Origin of the sequence: Kitasatospora sp. NPDC101447, assembly GCF_044767225.1 — a bacterium.
In the GTDB taxonomy this organism is placed as follows: domain Bacteria; phylum Actinomycetota; class Actinomycetes; order Streptomycetales; family Streptomycetaceae; genus Kitasatospora.
Genome location: NZ_JBIWNL010000002.1, coordinates 348,429 through 371,427, shown reverse-complemented (window position 1 = coordinate 371,427; position 22,999 = coordinate 348,429). Strand labels below are relative to the sequence as shown.

The 22,999-nt window shown below is 74.3% G+C and carries 12 protein-coding genes; 8 read left to right on the top strand and 4 right to left on the bottom strand.

Annotated features, from left to right (window positions below; all coding sequences use genetic code 11):
• From ACIRST_RS04095 to ACIRST_RS04065, 7 genes are all read left to right on the top strand, one after another.
• A complete protein-coding gene (locus ACIRST_RS04095) occupies positions 1 to 936 on the top strand; it encodes an N-acyl homoserine lactonase family protein (protein WP_402799840.1) in 936 nt (311 codons plus the stop codon).
• Positions 933 to 2,801 carry an FAD/NAD(P)-binding protein gene (locus tag ACIRST_RS04090; RefSeq protein ID WP_402799837.1) on the top strand — a complete coding sequence of 623 codons (1,869 nt, stop codon included), beginning with the start codon at positions 933 to 935 and terminating at the stop codon, positions 2,799 to 2,801. Before ACIRST_RS04095 ends, ACIRST_RS04090 begins: the two co-directional genes overlap by 4 nt.
• Positions 2,802 to 2,877: 76 nt before the next feature.
• Entirely contained in the window at positions 2,878 to 3,222 is a 345-nt protein-coding gene (locus ACIRST_RS04085; protein ID WP_350524001.1) for a cupin domain-containing protein, read from the top strand.
• Between the two features lie 85 nt (positions 3,223 to 3,307).
• Complete coding sequence (locus ACIRST_RS04080) at positions 3,308 to 3,709, top strand: VOC family protein (protein ID WP_350524000.1); 402 nt, start codon at positions 3,308 to 3,310, stop codon at positions 3,707 to 3,709.
• A 192-nt stretch (positions 3,710 to 3,901) separates the two neighbouring features.
• A complete protein-coding gene (locus ACIRST_RS04075; RefSeq protein ID WP_402799832.1) occupies positions 3,902 to 5,365 on the top strand; it encodes an MFS transporter in 1,464 nt (487 codons plus the stop codon).
• A 92-nt stretch (positions 5,366 to 5,457) separates the two neighbouring features.
• Positions 5,458 to 5,832, top strand: coding sequence for a cupin domain-containing protein (locus tag ACIRST_RS04070; protein WP_396550179.1), 375 nt, complete (start codon positions 5,458 to 5,460; stop codon positions 5,830 to 5,832).
• Positions 5,833 to 6,132: 300 nt separating this feature from the next.
• Positions 6,133 to 6,984, top strand: coding sequence for a LysR family transcriptional regulator (locus ACIRST_RS04065; RefSeq protein ID WP_350523997.1), 852 nt, complete (start codon positions 6,133 to 6,135; stop codon positions 6,982 to 6,984).
• A 96-nt stretch (positions 6,985 to 7,080) separates the two neighbouring features.
• On the opposite strand, the gene panD is transcribed toward ACIRST_RS04065, so the two are convergent.
• The 4 genes from panD to ACIRST_RS04045 are packed head-to-tail and all read right to left on the bottom strand — an operon-like array spanning position 7,081 to position 16,156.
• Entirely contained in the window at positions 7,081 to 7,500 is a 420-nt protein-coding gene (gene panD, locus ACIRST_RS04060; protein WP_402799830.1) for an aspartate 1-decarboxylase, read from the bottom strand.
• 39 nt (positions 7,501 to 7,539) lie between these two features.
• Complete coding sequence (locus ACIRST_RS04055; protein ID WP_402799827.1) at positions 7,540 to 14,097, bottom strand: amino acid adenylation domain-containing protein; 6,558 nt, start codon at positions 14,095 to 14,097, stop codon at positions 7,540 to 7,542.
• On the bottom strand, positions 14,094 to 15,938 hold the full coding sequence (locus ACIRST_RS04050; protein ID WP_402799825.1) for an amino acid adenylation domain-containing protein: 1,845 nt from the start codon (positions 15,936 to 15,938) through the stop codon (positions 14,094 to 14,096). The genes ACIRST_RS04055 and ACIRST_RS04050 overlap by 4 nt, the downstream gene beginning before the upstream one ends.
• Positions 15,938 to 16,156, bottom strand: a complete 219-nt coding sequence (locus tag ACIRST_RS04045) for an MbtH family NRPS accessory protein (RefSeq protein ID WP_350523993.1) — start codon at positions 16,154 to 16,156, stop codon at positions 15,938 to 15,940. The genes ACIRST_RS04050 and ACIRST_RS04045 overlap by 1 nt, the downstream gene beginning before the upstream one ends.
• A 214-nt stretch (positions 16,157 to 16,370) precedes the next feature.
• Here ACIRST_RS04045 and ACIRST_RS04040 point away from each other — a divergent pair, with 214 nt between their 5' ends.
• Positions 16,371 to 22,808 (top strand): amino acid adenylation domain-containing protein, encoded by a 6,438-nt coding sequence (locus tag ACIRST_RS04040; RefSeq protein ID WP_402799822.1) that lies wholly within the window; start codon positions 16,371 to 16,373, stop codon positions 22,806 to 22,808.
• Positions 22,809 to 22,999: the final 191 nt, after the last annotated feature.

Sequence of the window (22,999 nt, the reverse complement as noted above, 5' to 3'; positions counted from 1 at the left end):
ATGGCCGGTCGACCGCTGCCGACCTACGAGGTCCTCGCGCTCCGGTTCGGCACCCACGCCGACCGCCCCGCGCGGGACAACTTCCTGCACGACGAAGGCCAGTTCGCCCCGGGCAGCGCCGGCCCGATGGACTTCTACCTCTGGGCGATCCGCGACGACCGGCACTTCCTGCTGGTGGACACCGGCTTCCCCGAGGAGATGGCCCTCCGCCGCGGTCGCACCCTGTTCCGCTGCCCGGTCGACGCGCTGACCGACCTCGGGGTCACGGCCGAGCAGGTGTCGGACGTCGTGATCACCCACATGCACTACGACCACGCGGGCAACCTGGACCGCTTCCCCACGGCCCGCATCCACCTGCAGGAGGAGGAGCTGCGGTTCTGCGCCGGGCCGGCCATGCGCCACCGGGCCGTACGCCGGCCGTTCGAGCCGGTCAACGTGCAGACCGCCGTGCAGGGGCTGTTCGAGGAGCGGCTGGTGCTGCACCGCGGGGAGGCGGAGATCCTGCCGGGGGTCACGGTGCACCCGGTGCCGGGCCACACGCCGGGCACCCAGGTGGTCCGGGTCCACACCGCGCGCGGCTGGGTCGTGCTGGCCAGCGACGCGACCCACCTGTGGGCCAACATCCGGCTGCGCAGCCCGTTCCCGATCCTCGACCAGCTCACGCCGATGCTCGAAGGCTACGACGTGATCGAGTCCCTCGCGGACGGCCCGGACCACGTCATCCCCGGCCACGACCCCCGGGTGGCCCGGCGGTTCCCCCCGCTGGCGGCGGCGCCCGACTGGGTGCGCCTGCACGAGGCCCCACTGGCCGACACCCCGGGCACCCCGGGCACCCCGGGCACGGAGCACAGCCAGGGCACCCAGGGCGCCCAGAGCACCATGAGCGGGACCGACGGCGCCGCGGCCCGCGCGGAGCGGATCGGGGCCGCCCGATGACGCTCCACCAGGTCTCGATCATCGGCGTCGGGCCGCGCGGCCTGAGCGTCCTGCAGCGGATCGGCGAACTGGCCGACCGGCTGCCCGCCGACCGCCGGCTGGAGGTGCACCTGATCGACCCCGGCGAGCCCGGCCAGGGCGCGCACCCCGCCGGCCAGCCCGCCCACCTGCTGACCAACACCGTGGCCAGCCAGGTGACGATGTTCGCCGACGGCCGGGGCCCCTCGTTCACCGAGTGGGCGGCGGCCGTCGGGTACCGCGAGTTCGACACCGGGTTCCACCCCACCGGCGGCGAGGGCGGCCGCCCGGTCGGTGAACACGCCTACCTGCCGCGCAAGCTGCTCGGCGAGTACCTCACCTGGGTGTTCGACCGGACGGTGCGCGCGCTGCCGGAGCGGATCAGGGTGGTGCACCACCGCGACCGGGCGTGCGACGTCGAGGCGCACCCGGGCGGCGGCTACACCGTCCACCTGGCGAACGGCCACCGCCTGCCGAGCGACTACGTCTTCCTCACCACCGGGCACTGCGAGCGGATCCCCACCGACGAGGACCGGGCCCACACGGAGTTCGCCCGGGAGCACGCCGACCGCAACCCCTGGCTGGCGTACTGCGCCTCGCCGTACCCGGTGCAGCGGCTCGGCGGGATCGCCCCCGGTTCCACCGTCGCCGTCCAGGGCTTCGGGCTGACCGCGCACGACGTGATCTCCGAGCTCACGGTCGGCCGCGGCGGACGGTTCGACGACTCCGGCGCGGAGCTCGTCTACCGGCCCTCCGGGCGGGAGCCCGCGATCCGGCTGTTCTCCCGCCAGTGCCTGCCGTTCGCCGCCCGCGGGGTGAACCAGAAGGGCACCACCGGGCAGCACCGGGCGCGGTTCTTCACCCCGGAGGCGGTGCGCCTCCTCAAGGAACGCGCGCTGGAGCGGCGCAACGACCCGCGGCTCGACTTCGAGGAGGAGGTGCTGCCGCTCCTGAAGCGGGAGATGGCCTACGCCCACCGTGCCGCGCAGCAGGGCGGCCCCGTCCCCCCGGAGGGGTTCGAGCCGAGCCCGGCCGAGCTGGCGGCCGTCGAGGCGATCCTCGACCCGTTGCACGGGCGGGAGTTCGACAGCCAGAAGGCCTTCACCGGGTTCTTCCTCGACCACGTCGCCGAGGACCTGGCGCAGGCGGAACTGGGGAACACGACGAGCCCGGTCAAGGCCGCCACCGACGTCATCCGGGACACCCGGGCGAGCCTGCGGGAGGCGGTGGAGTTCTCCGGGCTCACCCCGCGGTCGCACCGGGTGTTCAACCGGACCTACGGCCCGATCATGAACCGGGTCTCGTTCGGTCCGCCGCTGGTCCGCAACCGGCAGCTGCTCGCGCTGTTCCGGGCGGGAGTGGTGGACCTGGCCGGCGGGCCGGGCTGCACCGTGGTCCACGACCGGGAGACCGGACGGTTCGTGGTGCGCACCCCGTACCCGCAGGGGGCGGAGTCGGTGGCCGCCGACGCCCTGGTGATCGCCCGGCTCGACGCCTTCCACCCGGAACTCGACGGCTCGCCGCTGATCGGCAACCTGCTCGGGCGCGGGCTGGTCCGCCCGTACGCCAACGGCCCGTTCCGGCCCGGCGGCATCGAGATCGACGCGTGCGGCCGGCCCGTCACCGCGACCGGCGAGACGCTCGCCACCGCCTGGGCGATCGGCTACCCGGTCGAGGGGCCGCGGTTCTACACCCACGCGCTGCCCCGGCACGCGATGGCCTCGCAGTTCTCGGCCGACGCGGACACCGCCGTACGGGACCTGATCACGCACATCCACCAGCGCACCGACGTCACCCCGGAGGCAGAACGTGGCGATACAGCCCGGACAGCAGTTTCCGTACCCTGAGTTCCGCCGGCGCCATGCGCGGCCGCAGCCGGAGCCGGTCCTGTGGCAGTGGGAAGCCCTCGCCGAGGAGCTCCGGGTGACCGAGCACACCGAGTACGGCACGATCACCCTGGCCCGGCCGGACGGCGGCCACGAGGTCGTCCCCGGCACCTCGATGACCTTCCAGGCCGTCCGGCCCGGAGAGCGCACCACCCCGCACTCGCACACCTGGTGGCACCTCTACTTCGTGCGCTCCGGGACGGGCACGGTGGTCTTCCACGAGAGCGGCGACACCACCGGGTTGAGCGAGGGCGACATCCTGCTCATCCCGGCGTGGACCGTGCACCACTTCGAGAACGGGGCGGGGGACGCCGACCTGCTGCTCCTCAACATGTCGAACCTTCCCCAACTGGCGGCCCTGCACAACAACTTCTCCAAGTAGCCGGCGGGGCAGGCGCCGAGACGTACGAGAACCCCGAGCAGTACGAGAGTCAACGAGCAGCACGAGCAGTCACGAGAGGCAGACCATGTTCAAGCGGATCGACCACATCGGCGTGGTGGTGGACGACATCACCGAGGCCCGAGCCCTGCTGGAGAGTCTGGGCATGCAGCTGGAACGGGCTCAGGACATCCCCGAGCGCAACGTCCGGATCGCGTTCTACCGGTGCGGGGACGGCCGGATCGAGCTCATCGAGCCGACCGGTGCGGAGGCGCGCAGCCGCAGGCTCGGCGACGGGGCGCAGGCCCGGATCGAGCACATCGGCGTGGAGGTCGACGACGTGCCGCAGATCATGAAGGCGGTGCAGCAGCTGGGCATCGAACTCACCACGAGCGAGCCTGTGTTGGTGGGGCCGAACCTCAATGCCTGGACGCAGCCCGGGACTTCCGACGGGATCCAGTTCCAGCTGGTCCAGCGGGACGTGGTCTGAGGCCGCGCCCGTGACGGCCGGGGGCGGGACCGTCCAGTCGGTGCCCCACCCGCCCCCGGTCGCCCGTCGGCCGCCGTCCGTCCGGCGCCGTCCCGCCGCCCGGCGGCTGCCTTCCGTCCGCCGTTCGAGCCCGGACTGGCCTTCGCCGGCGCCGGATTGCGACTGTACATACTAGTAGTTACACTCCGGGATGTGGATTCCTTGAAGATCTCTGCGGCAACCGAGGCGGTGCCGGTCGAGGCACCGCACACCCCCGGGGACCGACGCGGCGGACGGCCGTTCTGGATGCTGGCGTCCCTGCTCGGCGGCATGTTCCTGGGCAACGTCGACATCGCGGTGGTCAACGTCGCGATCCCCTCGATCCGCGATCGGCTGCACGCCTCCAGCGGCGCCCTGGAGCTCATCGTCTCCGGGTACACGCTCGCCTTCGCGATGCTGCTGATCACCGGCGCCCGACTGGGCGAGATCCACGGTCGGCGGCGCGTCTACCTCGCCGGGCTGACCGTCTTCACCCTGTCCTCGCTCGGCTGCGGCCTCGCGCCCGACGCCGTCGTCCTGGTGTGCGCCCGGGTGGTGCAGGGATTCGGCGCCGCCCTGATGATCTCCCAGGTGCTGACCACCATCCAGGTGGAGTTCGAGGGCCGGGCCAGGCGCCGGGCGCTGGGCGCGTACACCGGCATCCTCGGCGTCAGTTCGGTCGTCGGCCAGGCACTGGGCGGCATCCTGGTGTCGGCCGACATCCTGGGCACCGGCTGGCGGCCGGTCTTCCTGATCAACGTGCCGATCGGCGTCGTCCTGCTGTTCACCTCGCTGGCCTTCCTGCCGGACGACCGCCCCTCGCAGCAGGGCGCGTTGGACCTGCCCGGCGTGGCGCTGCTCTCGCTCGGGCTGTTCCTGCTGGTGACACCGCTGGTCCTGGGGCGCGACGCGGGCTGGCCGCTGTGGACCTGGCTCTGCCTGGGCTCCTCGCTGCCGGTGTTCGCCCTCTTCGGCTGGACCGAGCGGAGGGTGGTGCGACGCTCGGGCGCCCCGCTGATGAATGTCGAGCTTCTGACCCGTCGTCATGTCGCCCTTGCACTCGCCTCGCAGGCCGCCACCCGGGCCGGCTACTTCGCCGTGCTGTTCGTCCTGGCGCTCTACCTGCAACAGGGGCTCGGCAAGAGCGCGGTCTACTCCGGCCTGGTCCCGGTCGCCTGGGTGGCGACCTTCGCCCTGATCGGGCCGATCCTCGGGCGGCTGGGAACGCGCGCCCGCCGGCTGGCCGCCCCGGTCGGGGGCGGGCTGATGGCCGTCAGCTTCGCGCTCATCGCGCTCGGCGCCCAGGGCACCGCCGCCCTGGTCGTCCTGCTGGGGATCGGCGGCGTCGGCTACGGTGCGGCGTTCAGCGGCACCCTGGCGCACATGACCGAGACCGTCGAGGCCCGGTACGCGCCGGACGTCAGCGGCCTGTTCAACACCACGCTCCAGGTCGGCGGCACCCTGGGCGTGGCCGTGTTCGGCACCCTCTACCTGGATCTCGTCGGCGGCAGCGGGACGCCGCAGCACGCGTTCGCCACCACCACCGCCGTCCTGGCGGTGATGTCGCTCGCCGCTTCCGCCCTGATCCTGCTCGCCGGGCGGTCCACGTCGACCGGCCCGGTGCTGAGCGAGCAATAGCCACCCGCCGCTGGTCGCCAACCGGCGACGTCCGACGACCAGTGGCCGACGACCAATGACCAATGACCGATGACCATGAAGGAGTTCACACGATGGATGTCATCCACCACCCCGGCGACTCGACCAAGGGCCCCGAGGACCGCTTCACCGGCGACGTCTGGCTGTGGCCGCGGATCGGCGCGACCGCCAACACCGAGGTGCGCAACGTCCTGTTCACGCCCGGCTCCCGCAGCCACTGGCACACCCACCCGGCCGGACAGGTCCTGCACGTGACCGAGGGCGTGGGCGTGGTCCAGGCCCGCGGCGGCGAGCGGCAGGAGATCAGGGCCGGCGACACGGTGGTCTGCCACCCCGGCGAGGAGCACTGGCACGGCGCCGGCGAGGGCACGTTCATGACCCACATCGCCGTCACCGACGGGCCCACCGACTGGCACGAGCACGTGACCGACGAGGAGTACTCGGGCTGAACCCTCCGCTCCCGGGCCGGACCGGTCGGCCTGCCCGACGCCACCCACCAGCCCGGGAGCGGCCGGCGGCGCAAGGCCTCCGGTCCGGGAGTGTCCGCGACCGCGGTGACGGAGGCTCAGGTGAATGCCGGTCAACTGCGCGGTGGAACGGTCGAAAACAGCCCGGGCTCGGTAGTGGGGCCTGCCGCCGGAAAGCCTGCCGAGGCACCGGGGAAGGGCCCATTGCATCCGACATCTCACAGCTCCCGACGGCCCGGGACATCTGATGACGCATATGCCTCCCTGCATATGCTGCTGTCCATGAGTATCGAGCTGCACCACCTGCGCGGGTTCCTGGCCCTGTCGGAAGAGAGACACTTCACCCGCGCCGCCAAGCGGATGAACGTTTCCCAGCCGACGCTCAGCAGAAACATCAAGCGTCTGGAGGAACTGCTCGGCCGGAAGCTACTGGAACGAACCACCCGTCAGGTGACGCTCACCCCGGAAGGTGAGCGCCTTTACGATCAACTTTCCTTTCTCATAACTCGGTTGGAAGACGCATTGCGTTTTGAACCGAAGGACGTGCTCAGGCTCGGATTCGCCTGGGGTTTCCCTTCCGGGTGGCCGCAGGAGGTGATCGCCGAGTTCGAGGCCGAGACCGGCGTCACCGTCCAGGTGCAGCGGCACGACGCCAAGCTCGCCGGGGTCGACCGCGGGAAAAGCGACCTGGCGATCCTGCGCGGTCGGATCAAGGCCCCGGACGTGAAGGTCACGACCCTGCTGCACGAACGGAGGATCGCCGCCGTCTCCACACGATCCGAACTGGCCGGAAAGGAGGAGATGAGCTGGGCCGAAATCGCCGAACTGGGCCTCGTGCTGAACGAGGTGAGCGGAACGACGGACCTGACCGACTGGCCGGCCGACCGCCAGCCGAGCGTCTCCGCGATCTGCAGCAATTTCGACGAATGGCTGGAAGCGGTCGCCGCGAACCGGGGTGTGGGCGTGGTCCCCGAATTCGTCGGCCGCCAGCACGTGCACTCGTTCGTGTCGTTCATCGCCATCCCGGACGCCCCGCAGGTGCCGCTGAACCTGGTCCATCCCCAGCGCGGTGCCCATCCGCTCATCCCGCGCTTCATCGCCATGGCGCAGGCCGCCGTCGGCGCTCCGTCCTGAATCCCGTGGAGAACGGGAGGAGCGGGCGGACAACGTGGTCCGGCCCGCCCCTCCCCCTGCTCCTCCCGCAGCTGCTCCCGCTACTGCTCCCCCGCGCTACCGGGCGGCGACCGCGTCGCCGCGGCTGGTCCGGGTGCCGGGCACCGGCTCGGCCGGGTCGTCGGTGTAGGCGAGCGGGCGGTTCTCGGCGTCGACCATCAGGACCTTGGGGACGAGGGCCTTGGCCTCGGCGTCGCCGACCGTGGTGTAGCTGATGATGATGACCAGGTCGCCGGTGTGGATCAGCCGGGCGGCCGCGCCGTTGATGCCGATGACCCCGCTGCCGCGCGGGCCGGCGATCACATAGGTCTCCAGGCGGGCGCCGTTGTCGATGTCGACGATGTGGACGAGTTCGCCGGGCAGCAGGTCGGCGCCGTCCATCAGGTCCTGGTCGATCGTCAGCGACCCCACGTAGTGCAGGTCCGCCTGGGTCACGGTGGCTCGGTGGATCTTGGACTTGAGCATGGTGCGGTTCACGGCTTGGCTCCGTCTTCGTGGTGGTGGGGTGACCGGATGTCAGGGGGCGGACTGTCGCCGGAACCGGCGGCCGGCGACCAGCCGGGGCGTCTCCCGGGTCGGGCGCTCGGCGTACTGGGGCAGCGCGGCGGCCAGCGCGGCGACGGTGGAGCGGTCGAACAGGGCGCGGACCGGCACGTCCAGCCCGGTCGCGTCGCGCAGCCGCAGCGCGATGCGGGTGGCCAGCAGGGAGTGGCCGCCCAGGTCGAAGAAGTTGTCGTGCACTCCGACGCGCTCGACGCCGAGCACCTCGCACCACACGCTGGCGACGGTCCGTTCCTGCTCGGTCCGCGCTGCCAGGTACTCGCCGGTGCGGGCGGCCGGGGCCGGGGCGGGAAGCCTGCCCCGGTCGACCTTTCCGCTCGGGGTGAGCGGCAGCGCGTCCAGCACGACGAAGGCCGCCGGGATCATGTAGTCCGGGACCAGCCGGCCCACCAGGTCGCGCAGCTCGCCGCTGTCCGGCGGCGTGGCGCCGGGGAACGGCTCCAGGTAGGCGACCAGTTCCGCCTCCCCGGTGCCCGACGCGACCGGGTGCACGACCGCGGCCCGCACCTCCGGGCAGCCCAGCAGCACCGCCTCGATCTCACCGGGCTCGATCCGGTGGCCGCGGATCTTCACCTGGTGGTCCGCCCGGCCGAGCAGCTCGACCCGGCCGTCGGGGTGGCGGCGGCCGAGGTCGCCGGTGCGGTAGAGCCTGGCCCCGGGCTCCCGGCCGTGCGGGTCGGGCACGAAGGCCTGCGCCGTGACACCGGGTCGGTTGAGGTAGCCCCTGGCCAGGCCGGCGCCGCCGAGGCAGATCTCGCCCGGGACCCCGACCGGCACCGGCTCCAGCCCGCCGTCCAGGACGTACAGGACGGTGCCGGGCACCGGCGACCACTGCTCCGGGGTGCCGTCCGCGCGCAGCCGGGTCACGGTGGTCCACACCGTGGTCTCGGTGGGGCCGTACAGGTCCAGCACCCGGGCGCCGTCGGCGGCGAGCCGGCGAGCCAGCTCGACCGGCAGCCGCTCGCCGCCGCACAGCACCACCAGCCCGGCCGGGGCCGACCAGCCGCTGTCCAGCAGCATCCGCAGGGTGACCGGGGTGGACTGGACGATCGCGGGGGCGGTGGCGGTGATCAGCGCGGCCATCCGCAGCGGGTCCCTGACCTCCTCCGCGGTCGCGAGCACCACCGGGGCGCCGACCAGCAGCGGCAGGTAGAGCTCCAGGACGGAGGGGTCGAAGGACACCGTGGTCAGCGCGGCCACCGGCGCGCCGGGGCGCAGTCCGGGCAGGTCGAGCATCGCGGTCAGGAAGTCGGCCAGGCCGCCGTGCGTGATCATCACGCCCTTGGGCCGGCCGGTGGAGCCGGAGGTGTAGATGACGTACGCGAGGGCGTCCCGGTCGAGCTGCGGCCCGGCGAACGCCGGGCTCTGCCGGGCGATCGCCTCCCGGTCCGCGTCGAGCAGCACGGTGACCGGACCGCCGGCGGCCGGCGGCAGGGCGGTGAGCCGCTCCGCCGGGCCGGTCCGGGTGACGACCACCGAGGCGGCGGTGTCGGCGAGCACGAAGGCGTTCCGCTCGGCGGGGTGGTCCGGGTCCAGCGGCACGTAGGCGGCGCCCGTGGCGAGCACGGCCAGCAGCGCGACCAGCAGCTCCGGACCGCGCTCCAGGAAGACCGCCGCCGTCGCGCCCGGGCCCAGCCCGCGATCCCGCAGGTGTCCGGCCAGCCGGGCGACCTGCTCGGCCAGCTGCCGGTAGGTCAGCCGGTCGCCGGAGGAGATCACGGCCACGCCGTCCGGGGTGCGGGCCGCCTGCTCCTCGAACAGCGCGACGAGGCTGCGCCCGGCGGCGGCCGGCGGCTCGGTGTTCCAGCGCTCCAGCAGCGTGCGGCGGTCCGGCTCGGGCAGCGCGGTGCGGCGCGGGTCGGCCTGCGGGTCGGCGGCCAGGCCGACCAGGACGTGCCGGTACGTCCGGGCCAGCAGGTCGAGTTCGGCCCGGCCGACCCGCTCCGCGCCGGCCTCCAGCACGAAGCCGTCCGCGACGGTGGAGACCGAGAGGCCGAACTCGTTCGCCGTGCGCTCCCCGACCTCGTCCAGTCCGACGGACTCGCCGTCGACCACCGTCAGGTCCGTGTGGTTGAAGAAGACGTCCACCAGCGGCGTCCCCTGGCCCCAGGCCCGCTGCATGGCGGGCAGCGGGTAGTGCCGGTGCGGCCACAGGGCGGTCTCCTCGGCGAACACCGCGCGGGCCAGCTCGGTCCAGCTCGGGGCGTCCAGCGTCAGCCCGAAGGGCACGGTGTTGAGGAACATGCCGCGCGCCTGGTCGCCGTCGACCGTCTCCGGCCGCACGTTGCAGACCAGGCCGGTCCGGAAGGCGATCGGGCTCCCGGTGCCGCCCCTGATCATGCCCAGCACCGTGAGGTGCGCGGCCAGCAGGACGCTCTTCAGCGGCACCCCGGCGTCCTGCGCCACCGCGCGCAGCTGCGGCAGCAGGTCGCGGAAGTCGACCCTGGCCACCTCGTCCGCCCCGGGGCCCGTCTTCGAACCCCCGTCGTCCGCCGCGCCGGGCGGGCTCGCCCAGGCCTGCGGGAGCGCCAGCGGGGCGTACCGGGCGACCCGCTCACGCCAGAACTCCTGGTCCGCCGCGGACGCCAGGGCCCGCTTCTCCAGGGCGATCGCGTCGGCGAACCGGGCCGCGGGCGGGGCGGCCGGCGCCGGATCCCGGCCGTCCCGGAGGGCCCGGTAGTAGCCGAGCAGTTCGCCGACCAGCGAGCTCTGGCTCCAGCCGTCCAGCAGGGCGTGGCCGTTGCTGACCGACAGCTGCCAGTGCCGCTCGTCCAGCTGGTAGGCCACCAACCGCAGTTGGCCCGGCACGGCCAGGTCGAACGGCGCCAGCCGGTCGCGGGCGACGGCCGCGGCGAGTTCGGCCCGCTGCTCCGCCGCGCCCAGCTGTCGCAGGTCGACGTGCGAGACCGGGATCGTCGCGGTGGGGTGCACCAGCTGCAGCGGCTCGGAGAACGAGGACAGGTCGACGGAGGTGCGCAGGATCTCGTGGCGTTCCACCAGGAGGGCCGCGGCGGCGCGCAGGGCGTCCGGCGAGAAGGCGCCGTCGTCGCGGACCGGGTGGCTCAGGTTGGTCAGGTAGACGCCCCGGTCTGCGCCCGCGAGCATCTCGTAGACCATGCCGGCCTGGGCGAGCGACAGCGGGTAGGCGTCCGCCGACCCGGCCGGGAGACGGTCGAGGTCGGCCTCGGCGAGCAGCTCGAAGGGAGCCGTCCCGGCCTGCTCCGCGCCGGCGCCGCGCGGGGCGACGGCCTCGGCGAGCCGGGCGACCGTCTGGTGCCGGAAGACGTCCTGGACGGCGATGTCGAGCCCGGCGCCGCGCAGGCGGCCGACCGCGCCGATGGCCCGGATCGAGTCGCCGCCGAGCGCGAAGAAGCCGGCGTGGACGCCGATCAGGTGCGGCTCGATGCCGAGGGCCTCGGCCCAGCTGCGGACGATCAGGTGCTGGAGCGGGGTGCTCGGCGGGGTGTGGTTCGCCGCGTCGACCGGTGTCGGGTCCGGTGCCGGGAGCGCGTTGCGGTCGATCTTGCCGCTCGGGGTGAGCGGGAGGGCGTCGAGGGCGCGGTAGTGGGTGGGGAGCATGTGGGCGGGCAGGGTGGCGGCGAGGTGGTCGCGCAGCCGGGCCGGGGCGGGCGGGGCGCTCTCGGGGGCGGTGACGGTGTACGCGGTGAGGTGGTCCTGGTGGACGGTGACGACGGCCTGGCTGACGGCAGGGTGGCTGCGCAGGGCGGTCTCGATCTCGCCGAGCTCGATGCGGTGGCCGTGGAGTTTCACCTGGTGGTCGGTGCGGCCGTGGTAGGTGAGGGTGCCGTCGGGGTTGTGGTGGGCCTGGTCGCCGGTGAGGTAGAGGCGGGTGCCGGGGTGGCGCGGGTCGGGGTCGGGGACGAAGCGTTCGGCGGTGAGGGCGGGGCGGCCCAGGTAGCCGCGGGCGAGTTGCACGCCGGCGAGGGCGAGTTGGCCGGCGAGGTGGAGGGGTTGGGGGGTGAGGTCCTGGTCGAGGACGTGGGTGCGGGTGTTGGCGATGGGACGGCCGATGGTCACCGGCTGCCCCGGCGGGCAGGGGGTGGCGGTGACGTCGACGGACGCCTCGGTGGGGCCGTAGAGGTTGTGGAGTTCGGCGTGCCGGATCGCCGGGTGGTGGTGGAAGGCGTCGGCGAGGTCGTCGGGCAGGGCCTCGCCGCTGCACAGGACCCGGCGCAGCGGGGTGAGCGCGCTGCCGGTCGGCAGGGTGTCGAGGAGGAGCCGCAGCATGGCGGGGACGAAGTGGGTGGTGGTGATCCGCTCGCCGGTGATGGTCTCGGCGAGGTAGCCGGGGTCGCGGTGCCCGTCCGGGCGGGCGAGCACCAGCGTCGCCCCGGTGGCCAGCGGCCAGAAGAACTCCCACACCGAGACGTCGAAGCTGTAGGGCGTCTTCTGCAGGACCCGGTCGTCCCGGTCGAGCCGGTAGGCGTCCTGCATCCAGCGCAGCCGGTTGACGATGCCGCGGTGGGTGACGACCACGCCCTTGGGCAGGCCGGTGGAGCCGGAGGTGTAGATCACGTAGGCCGGGTTGTCCGGGTCCACCGGTACGGCCGGGGACGGCCGGTCCGCGCCCTCGTCGGCCTCGACCTCCTGGGCCTGGGGTTCGTCGCCCTGGGCCTCGTCGACGAGCACGGTCCGGGCATCGTGCCCGGGCAGGCCGGCCGCCAGGTCGGCGGTGGTGATCACGACCGGGGTGCCGGAGTCGGCGAGCATGTGGGCCAGCCGCTGCGCCGGGTACCCCGGGTCCAGGGGCAGGTACGCCCCACCGGCCTTGAGCACGCCCAGCAGCGCCACCGGCAGCTCCAGGCTGCGGTGCAGGCACACCCCGACGACCGACTCCGGGCCGACACCGGTCGCCCGCAGCCGGCGGGCCACCCGCGCGGCCGCCGCGTCCAGCTGCGCGTACGTCAGCTCACGGCCCTCGAAGCGCACCGCCACCGCGTCCGGGGAGCGCTCCGCCTGCTCCTCGACCAGCCCGTGCAGCAGCCCGTCCTGCGGGTACTCCACCGCCGTGTCGTTGAACCCGGCCAGCAGCTCCAGCTCGCCGGCCGACGCCAGCGGCGCCTCGTGCAGCGTCGTCCTCGGGTCGTCGGCCAGCCCTTCGAGCAGGGTGGCGAAGTGCTGCGCGAGCGCCGCCATCCGCTCCGGGCCGAACAGCGCGGTCGCGTACTCGACGACTCCGCGCAGCGAGCCGTCGGGCTGCTCGGTCAGGTGCAGCGTCAGGTCGAACCGGGATCCGTGCCAGGGCGTGGCGAGTTCGGTGGCCCGCAGGTCCGTGCCGTCGAACTCCGCGGGGGCGGTGTTGTTCAGCGCGAACATGATCTGGAACAGCGGGTTGCGGGAAGGGTCCCGCTCCGGCGCCAGCTCGTCCACCAGCCGCTCGAACGGGACCTCCTGGTGGGCGAAGGCGTCCAGCGCGGTCTCCCGCACGCGGTCCACGGCGGCCAGGAAGGACGGGTCGCCGGACAGGTCGGTGCGCATCACCAGGGTGTTGACGAAGAAGCCGACCAGGCCCTGCACCTCGGCCCTGGTGCGCCCGGCCACCGGCGTGCCCACCACGATGTCCGTCCGGCCGGTGTGCCGGGCCAGCAGGACCTGGAACGCGGCCAGCAGCACCATGAACGGCGTCGCGCCGCGCGAGCGCCCGAGCTCCGCCAGGGCCCGCGCCGTGCGGGCCGGTACGGTGAACGGCAGGGTGGCGCCGGCCGGGTCGAAGACCGGGGGGCGGCGCCGGTCGGTGGTCAGGGCGGTCGCGGTCGCACCCGCGAGCCGGGACCGCCAGTACGGCAGCTGCCCGGTCGTCGGGCCGCCTCGTTCGCCGCGCTGCCAGGCCGCGAAGTCGGCGTACTGCACCGGCAGCGGCTCCAGCGGGGCCGCCGAGCCGGTGGCGAACGCCGAGTACAGCGCGCCGAGTTCACGGGCGAGCACGCCGACCGACCAGCCGTCGACGGCGATGTGGTGCAGGGCCAGGGCCAGCACGTGGTGGTCCGGGGCGAGCCGCACCAGCCGGGCCCGCAGCGGCCAGCGGTCGGCCAGGTCGAACGGCGTCCTGGCCTCGCGCTCGATCGCCTCCGCCGTCCGCGCCGGGCGTTCGTCGGGGCTCAGGCCGCTGAGGTCCAGCTCGGCGAAGTCCGGCTCGGCGGCCGGGTCCACCACCTGGACCGGCCGGTGGTCGTCCTCCCGGTAGCGGGTGCGCAGCACCTCGTGCCGCTCGACCAGCTCGCGCAGGGCCCGGCGCAGCGCCGGGACGTCCAGCGGCCCGTGCAGCTCCCAGCCGAGGGGCACCACGTACTCGGCGGTGCCGGGGCGCAGCTGCTCCAGGGTCCAGAGCCGCTGCTGGGCGAAGGAGAGGGGCAGCTGCCGGTCGCGCGGTGCGGGACCGATCGCCGCGGAGGCGCGCGCGGGGCCGGCGGCGCCGCGCAGGAGGCTGTCCAGCAGCGCCTGCCGCTGGTCCCCGGAACTCCCCGGCGCACGCCGGTTCGGCACTGTGCTCATCCCTCACGCACCTGCGACAACATCAACTCCACCTCGGAATCCGTCAGTTGCTCGACATGCTCGGTGATCGCCCGGTGCACCAGGGCGGCCAGCCGCTCGACCGTGGGCGCGTCGAACACGGCACGCACGGGCAGTGCGACCGGGAACCGCTCCTGGAGTCGGGCGACGACCTGGGTGGCCAGCAGCGACTGGCCGCCCAGGGTGAAGAAGTCGTCGTGCACGTCGATCGGGTCCACGCCGAGCAGCTCGGTCCAGATCTCGGCCACGGACTCCTCCAGCGGCGTCCTGGCCGCCGCCACCGGTCCGCGCCCGCCCGCGGCCGGGTCCGGCAGGGCCGCCCGGTCCACCTTGCCGTTCGGTGTGAGCGGCAGGGCGGCGAGCGTGACCCAGGCGGTCGGCACCAGGTAGTCCGGCAGCCGCTCGCCCAGGTACGCCCGCAGCTGCGCGCCGGTGGGCGCCGCGTCGCCGGCGGGGACGACGTAGCCGACCAGTTGCTTGCCCCCGGCGGCGGTCGGCCGCACGGCGACCGCCGCCGCGGCGAGTTCGGGGTGGTTGCTCAGCGCCGCCTCGATCTCGCCGGGTTCCACCCGGTGCCCGAGGATCTTCACCTGCTGGTCGCGTCGGCCCAGGAACCTGAACAGGCCGTCGTCCTGACGGACCACCAGGTCACCCGTCCGGTACAGCCGGCCGCCCCGCGTGGTGCCGAACGGGTCCGGCACGAAGCGCTCGGCGGTGAGGGCGGGCCGCCCGAGGTAGCCGAGGCCCACGCCCGGTCCGCCGATCAGCAGTTCGCCCTCGGTGCCGGGCGGGGTGCGCCGGCCCCGGTCGTCGACGACGTACGCGGTGGTGTTGGTAATGGCGGCGCCGATCGGGATGCTGCCGGCCGTCTCGGCCGGGGTGATGCCGCGCCGGACGCAGCTGAACGTCGTGCACTCGGTGGGCCCGTAGCCGTTGCTGACCTCGACGCCGAGTTCGATCAGGGCCCGCACCTCGGCGGGCGGTGCCACGTCGCCGACCACGAGGACGTGGCGGACCGGGGCCAGGGCGTCGGGGCGGGTGCGCACCACGTGCTGGAACAGCCCGCTGGTGAGCATCAGCAGGGTCACGCCGTGGTCGCGGACGGCCCGCTCGATCGTCTCGCCGGTGGGGATGCCCTGCGGCAGGACGGCCAGCCTGGCGCCGTTGGCCAGCGGGCCCCAGATCTCGAAGGTCGAGGCGTCGAAGGAGAGCGAAGCGAGCATCAGCACCACCTGCCCGGCGTCGAGGTCGACGTAGTCGACCCCGTGCACCAGCCGCAGCACGTTCCGGTGCGTGATGCCGACCCCCTTGGGCCGGCCCGTCGAACCGGAGGTGTACATCAGGTACGCGAGGTCGTCCGGGTGGGTGGCGACCGGCGGCGGGGTGGTCGGGCGGCCGGGCGCCACCGGGCCCTTCGCCATCGGGACGGCGTGCAGGCCCGGGACGGCGTCGAAGCGGTGCGCCGACTCCGGCTGGACCAGCAGGATCCGGGCCCCGGAGTCCGCGGCCATGAACGCCAGCCGCTCGGCCGGGTACTCCGGGTCCAGCGGCACGTAGTAGCCGCCGGCCTTGAGCACGCCGAGCAGTGCGACCACCACCTCGATGTCGCGCCCCGCGCAGACCGCCACCGGGTCACCGCGGCCGACGCCGTGCTCGCCCAGCAGGTGGGCCACCTGGTTCGCCCGGGCGTCCAGTTCGGCGTAGGTCAGCCGCTCGCCGGCGCACTCCACCGCGACGGCCTGCGGCGCGGCGGCCGCGTGCTGCGCGACCCGCTGGTGCAACGAGAGGTCGGGCAGCGGCACGTGCTCGCTTCGCTCGCCCATCAGGCCTGGCTCGCCTGCTCCATGCGGCGGCGCAGGCTCAGCGGGCGCATGTCCGTCCACACCTCGTCGATGTGGTCCAGGCAGGCCTGCCGGGGGCCCTCGAAGCCCTCCCGGTACCAGCCGAGCGGAAGCTCCCGGTCCGCGAGCCAGATCGAGTACTGCTCCTCGTCGTTGCGGACCACGCAGTAGGTGCGCTCGTCGGTGTTCTCGTCAGCCATCCCGCTGTCCTCCCGCACTGCTCGACCGGCCCTCGGTGTCCGGCTCTGTCGCAGCACAGCGTGCCGCAGGCCGGCTCGGCGGCCACAGAGAAGAACCGACGGCGGAGTGCGCAGTCGTGCGGCGCGCAGGTCTGCCGGTCCCTCTCTACCGGGCACCGCCGGATCCTCGGCAGGCTGACCGCACGCCGACGTGGCGCTCTGTGGGAGGTGGCAGGTGAACGGTGGTTTCGGCCCGGAGGCCGAGTTGGCGGACGGGGCTGCGCAGGGGCAGCCGGTGCACTGCCCGACGTCCTTCGCCCAGGAACGGCTGTGGTTCATCGACCAGTTGCGACCGGGGGCGGCGGACTACCTGCTGCCGCTCGTGCTGCGGATCACCGGGCCGCTGGACACCGGGGCACTGACCCGGGCGGCGCAGGCGGTGCTGGATCGGCACGAGGTGCTGCGGACCCGGTACCCGGCGGCCCAGGGCGTACCCGTACAGGAGATCGCCGAGCACGCCGAAGTGCCCTTGTCCCGGCTCGATCTGACGTACATCCGGCCGGAGGAGCGGGAGGCCGAGGCCCGCGCGGTCGTCGAGCGGGGGATCCGCCGTCCGTTCGACCTGGCCACCGAGCTGCCGCTGCGCCTGACCCTGCTCCGGCTGTCCGAGGAGGAGCACCTCCTGCTGCTGGTGGTGCACCACATCGCCTTCGACGGCTGGTCCTGGGGCGTCCTGGCCCGGGAGCTGGACGCCTTCTACGGCGCGTTCACCGGCGGCGGGGCACCGGTTCCGGGGCCGCTCCCGGTGCAGTACGCGGACTTCGCCGACTGGCAGCGCGAGTACCTGTCCGGCGACCGGCTGGCCGAGGACCTGGCGTACTGGCACGACCGGCTCGCCGGGCTGGCGCCGCTGGACCTGCCGACGGACCGGCCGCGGCCGGCGGTCTGGGACGCGGCGGGCGACAGCGTGGACTTCGCGCTCGCCCCCGAGCTGGTCGCGGCGGTCGAACGGCTGGCGCGGGCCCACCGTGCGACGCCGTTCATGGTGCTGCTCGCGGCCTTCCAGGCCCTGCTGGCCCGGCACACCGGCCGGACGGACGTCGCCGTGGGCACGCCGGTGGCGGGCCGGTCCCTGGTGGAGGTGGAGGAGCTGGTCGGCTTCTTCACCAACACCCTGGTGATGCGGGCCGACCTGTCCGGCGACCCGTCCTTCCTCGACCTGCTGGCCCAGGTGCGGGAGTCGGCGCTGGACGCCTTCACCCACCAGGAGGTCCCGTTCGAGCGCCTGGTGGACGAACTGGCGCCGGACCGGGACCTCTCCCGCAACCCCCTCTTCCAGGTCTCCTTCGCGCTGCAGAACGCCGCCGCCCGGCCGTTCACGCTGCCCGGCCTCCAGGTGCGGGTCGTCCCCACGCCGGGGGCGGGCGCGGCCTTCGACCTGACCCTGCACGTGCTGGAACACGAGGACGGCACCCTCTCCGGCTCCCTCCAGTACGCCACCGCCCTGTTCGAACGCGAGAGCGTGCAGCGGCTGGCGGACCACTACGGCCGGCTGCTGACGGGCCTCGCCGCCGACCCCGGGCGCCCGCTCGCCCGCTTCGACCTGCTGGACGCCGCCGAGCGCGACCGCCTCGACGAGGCCGGCCTCGGCCCGGTGGTCCCGCGTCCCGACCGCTGCCTGCACGAGCTCTTCGCCGAGCAGGCCGCCGCCACTCCCGAGGCGACCGCGGTGGTGTTCGGCACCGAGGAGGTGACGTACGGCGCGCTCGACCGGCGGGCCGACCGCCTGGCCCGCCGGCTGATCGAGCTGGGCGCCGGCCCCGAGGTGCCGGTGGCGGTGTCCCTGCGCCGCGGCCCGGACCTGGTCACCGCGCTGCTCGCGGTCCTCAAGGCCGGCTCGGTCTACGTCCCGGTCGACCCCGAGCACCCGGCGGCCCGCCGCGAGCACCTGCTGCGGGACAGCGCGGCCGCTCTGCTGATCGCCGACGCCTCGCACGACCTGCCGCAGTTCCCGGCCGACGTCGTCCTCGACGGCGGGGAGCCGGCCTTCCCCGACGGCTCCGACACCGTCGACCTGCCGCGGGTCGACCCGGCCGGCGCCGCGTACGCCGTCTACACCTCCGGTTCGACCGGCCTGCCCAAGGGCGTGCTGGTGCCCCACGAGGGGATCCGCAACCGCGTGCTGTGGACCGTCGAGCGGCACGGCCTCTCGGCCGGCGACCGGATCCTGCAGAAGACCACGATCGGCTTCGACGCGGCGATGTGGGAGTTCCTGGCACCGCTGGTGTGCGGCGCCACCATCGTGCTGGCCCCCGACGGCGCCCACCGCGACCCGGCAGCGATGCTCCGGGCGGTGGCCGAGCACGGCGTCACCGTGCTGCAGCTCGTGCCGTCGGTCCTGAACACCCTGGTGGACCAGCCGGGCCTCGCCGAGTGCACCAGCCTGCGCCTGGTGTTCTGCGCCGGCGAACCGCTGCCGGCCCGCCTCTGCGAGAAGCTGCTCAGCCGGGTGAAGGTCGAGCTGTACAACACCTACGGGCCCACCGAGTGCTCGATCGACGTGACCGCCTGGCGCTACCGGGCCGACGACCGCGCCCGGACCGTCTCCATCGGCCGACCGCTGGACAACCTGCGGATCCTGGTCCTCGACCGGGACGACAACCTCTGCCCGGTCGGCGTCCCCGGCGAACTGTGCGTCGTCGGCGTCGGACTCGCCCGCGGCTACCTGGGCCGCCCCGGGCTGACCGCCGAACGGTTCGCCCCCAGCCCCTTCCCGCAGCAGCCGGGCGAGCGGCTCTACCGCACCGGGGACCGCGCGCGGTGGCACGCCGACGGCCGGCTGGAGTACCTGGGCCGGATCGACGGCCAGCTCAAGGTCCGCGGTGTGCGGATCGAACCGGGCGAGGTCGAGGGCGTCCTGTGCACCCACCCGGGCGTCGCCGCGGCCGTGGTGGGCGTGCAGCGCCGCGACGACGGGGACCACCGGCTGATCGCGCACGTCGTGCCCGAGGCGGCGGCGGTGCTCGACCCGCAGCGGCTGCGCTCGCACCTGGCGGGCCGGCTCCCGGAGGCGATGGTCCCCTCCGCCTTCGTCCTGCTGGACGCGCTCCCGCTGACCGCCAGCGGCAAGGTCGACCGCGCGGCGCTGCCCGCGCCCGACCCCGCACGCTCCGAGGCCGCGGGCGCGTACGTCGCCCCGCGCTCCCCCGTCGAGCAGACCCTGGCCGCGGTCTTCGCCGAGGTCCTGGGGCTGGAACGGGTCGGCGCCCGGGACGACTTCTTCGCCCTCGGCGGGCACTCGCTGCTCGCCACCCGGGTCGCCTTCCGGCTGCGCGACGCGCTGGGCGTCGAGCTGCCGCTCGCCCAGGTCTTCGCCCTGCGCACACCCGCCCGGCTGGCCGAGCTGATCGAGACCGGCTACCGGGGCGTCGAACTGCCGCCGATCACCCCCGCCCCCAGGACCGGCCCGCTGCCGCTCTCCTCGGCGCAGCAGCGCCTCTGGTTCCTCGACCGGCTGGAGCCCGGCAGCGCCGAGTACCTGGTGCCGGCCGTGCTGCGGCTCACCGGCCGGCTGGACGAGCAGGCGCTGGGCCGGGCCCTGGACCAGGTGGTGGCCCGGCACGAGGTGCTGCGCACCCGGTACACCGAGGTGGACGGGGTGCCCGTGCAGGTGGTCGACCCGCCGCGCCCGCTCGGCCTGGCCGCGCAGGACCTGCGCGGCCAGGCCGAGCGGGACGTGCACGAGCTGCTCGCCCGGGAGACCGGCCGGCCGTTCGAGCTCGACCGCGAGCCGCCGGTGCGGGCCGCGCTGCTGCGCACCGCCGCCGAGGAGTGGATCCTCGCCCTGACCTTCCACCACATCGCCACCGACGCCTGGTCGATGGAGGTGGTCACCGGCGAGATCGGGCGGTTCTACCGCAGCTTCACGGCCGGCCTCCCGCTGCCGGAAGCCGCGCCCGCCGTGCAGTACGCCGACTTCGCCGCCTGGCAGCGCGACCGGCTGGCCGAGCCGGTGGTCGCCGCCCAACTGGACTACTGGAAGGAGCACCTCACCGGCCTCCAGCCGCTGGAGCTGCCGACCGACCGACCGCGCCCGGCGGTGCGCGACCCGCGCGGCGAACTGCTCCACGTCGAGGTGCCCGCCGACCTCGGCGCGGCGGTCGCCGCCGTGGGCCGGGCCCGCTCGGCGACCTCCTTCATGGTCCTGCTGGCCGCGTTCCACGTGCTGCTGGCCCGCTACAGCGGTCAGAGCGACCTCGCGGTCGGCACCCCGGTGGCCGGCCGCACCCGAGCCGAGACGGAGGACCTGGCCGGCCTGTTCGTCAACACCGTCGTCCTGCGGGCCGACCTCTCGGGGGCGCCGACCTTCGCCGAACTGCTCGACCGGGTACGGGCCGACGCCGTCCAGGCCTACGCCCACCAGGACCTGCCGTTCGAGCGGCTGGTCGACGAGCTGCGCCCCGACCGCGACCTGTCCCGCAACCCGCTCTTCCAGGTGATGTTCGAGCTGCTGCACACCCGGCAGAGCCCGCTGGAGATCGACGGCGTCGACGTCGAGGAGCTGCCGGCCGACTGGCGGGTCGCCAAGTTCGACCTCACCGTCACCTTCGAGGAGCAGCCCGACGGCACGCTCTCGTGCGCCTTCGAGTACTCCACCGCGCTGTTCGACCGGTCCACCGTGGAACGGATGGCCCAGCACTACCTGCAGCTGGTGCGCAGCGCCGTCGGCGCGCCGGACGCCCGGATCGGCGGGCTGGAGATGCTGACCGGGCCGGAGCGGCGGCAGTTGCTCACCGACTGGCGCGGCACCCCGGCCGGGCAGCCCCGGGCCTGCGTGCCCGAGCTCTTCGCGGCGCGGGCCGCCGCGCAGCCCGACGCGCTCGCGGTGGTCTACGCCGGCCGGCCCGAGCGTCGCCTCACCTACGGCGAACTCGACGCCCGGGCCAACCAGTTGGCGCACCACCTGCGGGCGTCGGGAGTCGGCCCGGAGAGCGTGGTCGGGGTCTGCCTGGAGCGCGGGCCGGATGTCGTGGTCGCCCTGCTCGGCGTGCTGAAGGCCGGCGGCTGCTACGTGCCGTTCGACCCCGAGCACCCCGCCGAGCGGCTCGCCTTCATGCTGGCGGACGCCGGGGCCTCGACGGTGCTGACGCACAGCCGCTTCGCCGACCGCCTGGCCGGCGGGCGGGCGACGGTGATCAGCCTGGACGGCGACGCCGACCTGCTGGCCCGACGGCCCACCACGGCCCCGGCGGTGACCGTCGACCCGGACCGACTCGCCTACGTCATCTACACGTCGGGATCCACCGGGCAGCCCAAGGGCGTGCTGATCCAGCACGGCTCCTACGCCCACCACTGCGAGGTCATCGCCGAGGCGTACGACATCGGCGCCGACGACCGCGTGGTGCTGCTGTCGGCGCTCACCTTCGACGTGGCGATGGACCAGATGGCGGCCACCCTGCTGGCCGGGGCGACCGTGGTGGTGAGCGATCCGCTGTTCTGGAGCCCGGCCGAGCTGGCGGACCGGCTGGCCGAGTACCGGGTCACGATCATGGAGATCACCCCGGCCTACTACCGCGAGCTGGTCGCCGGCCTCGCGCCGGGCGACCGACGGCTGGAGCGGCTGCGGCTGATGAACGTCGGCAGCGACGTGGTCACGGTGGACGATGCCCGGCACTGGGCCGCCACCGGCCTGCCCGCCCGCTTCCTGTGCAACTACGGCCCCACCGAGGCCACCGTGACCTGTGTGCTGCACCCCGTCGCCGGCGCACTCCCGGGCGCCCGCGGGGAGTCCACGCTGCCGATCGGCCGCCCGGTGCCCGGCACCACGGCGTACGTCCTCGACCCCGACCTCAACCCGGTGCCGGTCGGGGTGCCGGGCGAGCTCTACCTCGGCGGGGTCCGGGTCGCCCGCGGCTACCACCGCAGGCCCGCGCTGACCGCCGAGCGCTTCGTGCCCGACCCGTTCTCGCCCGAGCCCGGCCGCCTGTACCGCACCGGCGACCTGGTCCGCTACGCGGCCGACGGGGTCATCGAGTTCCTCGGCCGGATCGACCAGCAGGTCAAGATCCGCGGGTTCCGGATCGAGCTCGGCGAGATCGAGGCGGCGCTCGCCCGGCACCCCCTGGTCCGCGCGGTCGCCGTGGTGGCCCGGGACGTGCGGCCCGGCGACCGCCGGCTGGTGGCCTACCTCGTCACCGGTGACGGCACGGCCCCGGACATCGCGGCCCTGCGCGCCTACCTGGGCGACCGGCTCCCCGAGTACATGGTCCCCTCACTCTGGGTGGAACTGCCCGAACTGCCGCTCACCAGCAGCAAGAAGGTGGACCGCAAGGCCCTCCCGGTCCCCGAGGCGGGCCGCCCGCAGCTGGAGAGCGGCTACCTCGCCCCCGGCACCCCCGCGGAGGAGGTCGTCGCGCGGATCTGGGGTGAGGTCCTGGGCCTCGACCGGATCGGCGTGCACGACGGGTTCTTCGACCTCGGCGGGCACTCGCTGCTCGCCACCAGGGTGCTGGCCCAGCTGCGCCGGGCGTTCGCGGTCGAGCTGCCGCTGCGCCTGCTCTTCGAGGCGCCGACCGTCGCCCTCCAGGCGGAGGCCGTCGAACGGGCGGTCGAGGCCGAGATCGCGGGGCTCTCCGACGAGGAGGTCGAGGCACTGCTCGCCGAGGAGGCGTAGGGCACCGCCCGGAACCACCCTGACGCGGCCGGCGGGCCGGCCGGACCCCGAGCCCGGCCGGCCCGCCGGCTTCCCCGTCCGCGGCTTCCCGCATCCTCGGGGGCCCGCGCCCTCGGGGGCCCGGCCGGGGGGGGGGGGGGGGGGGGGGGGCCGGGCCCCCCCCCCCCCGGGGGGGGGGGGCGCCCCCCCCC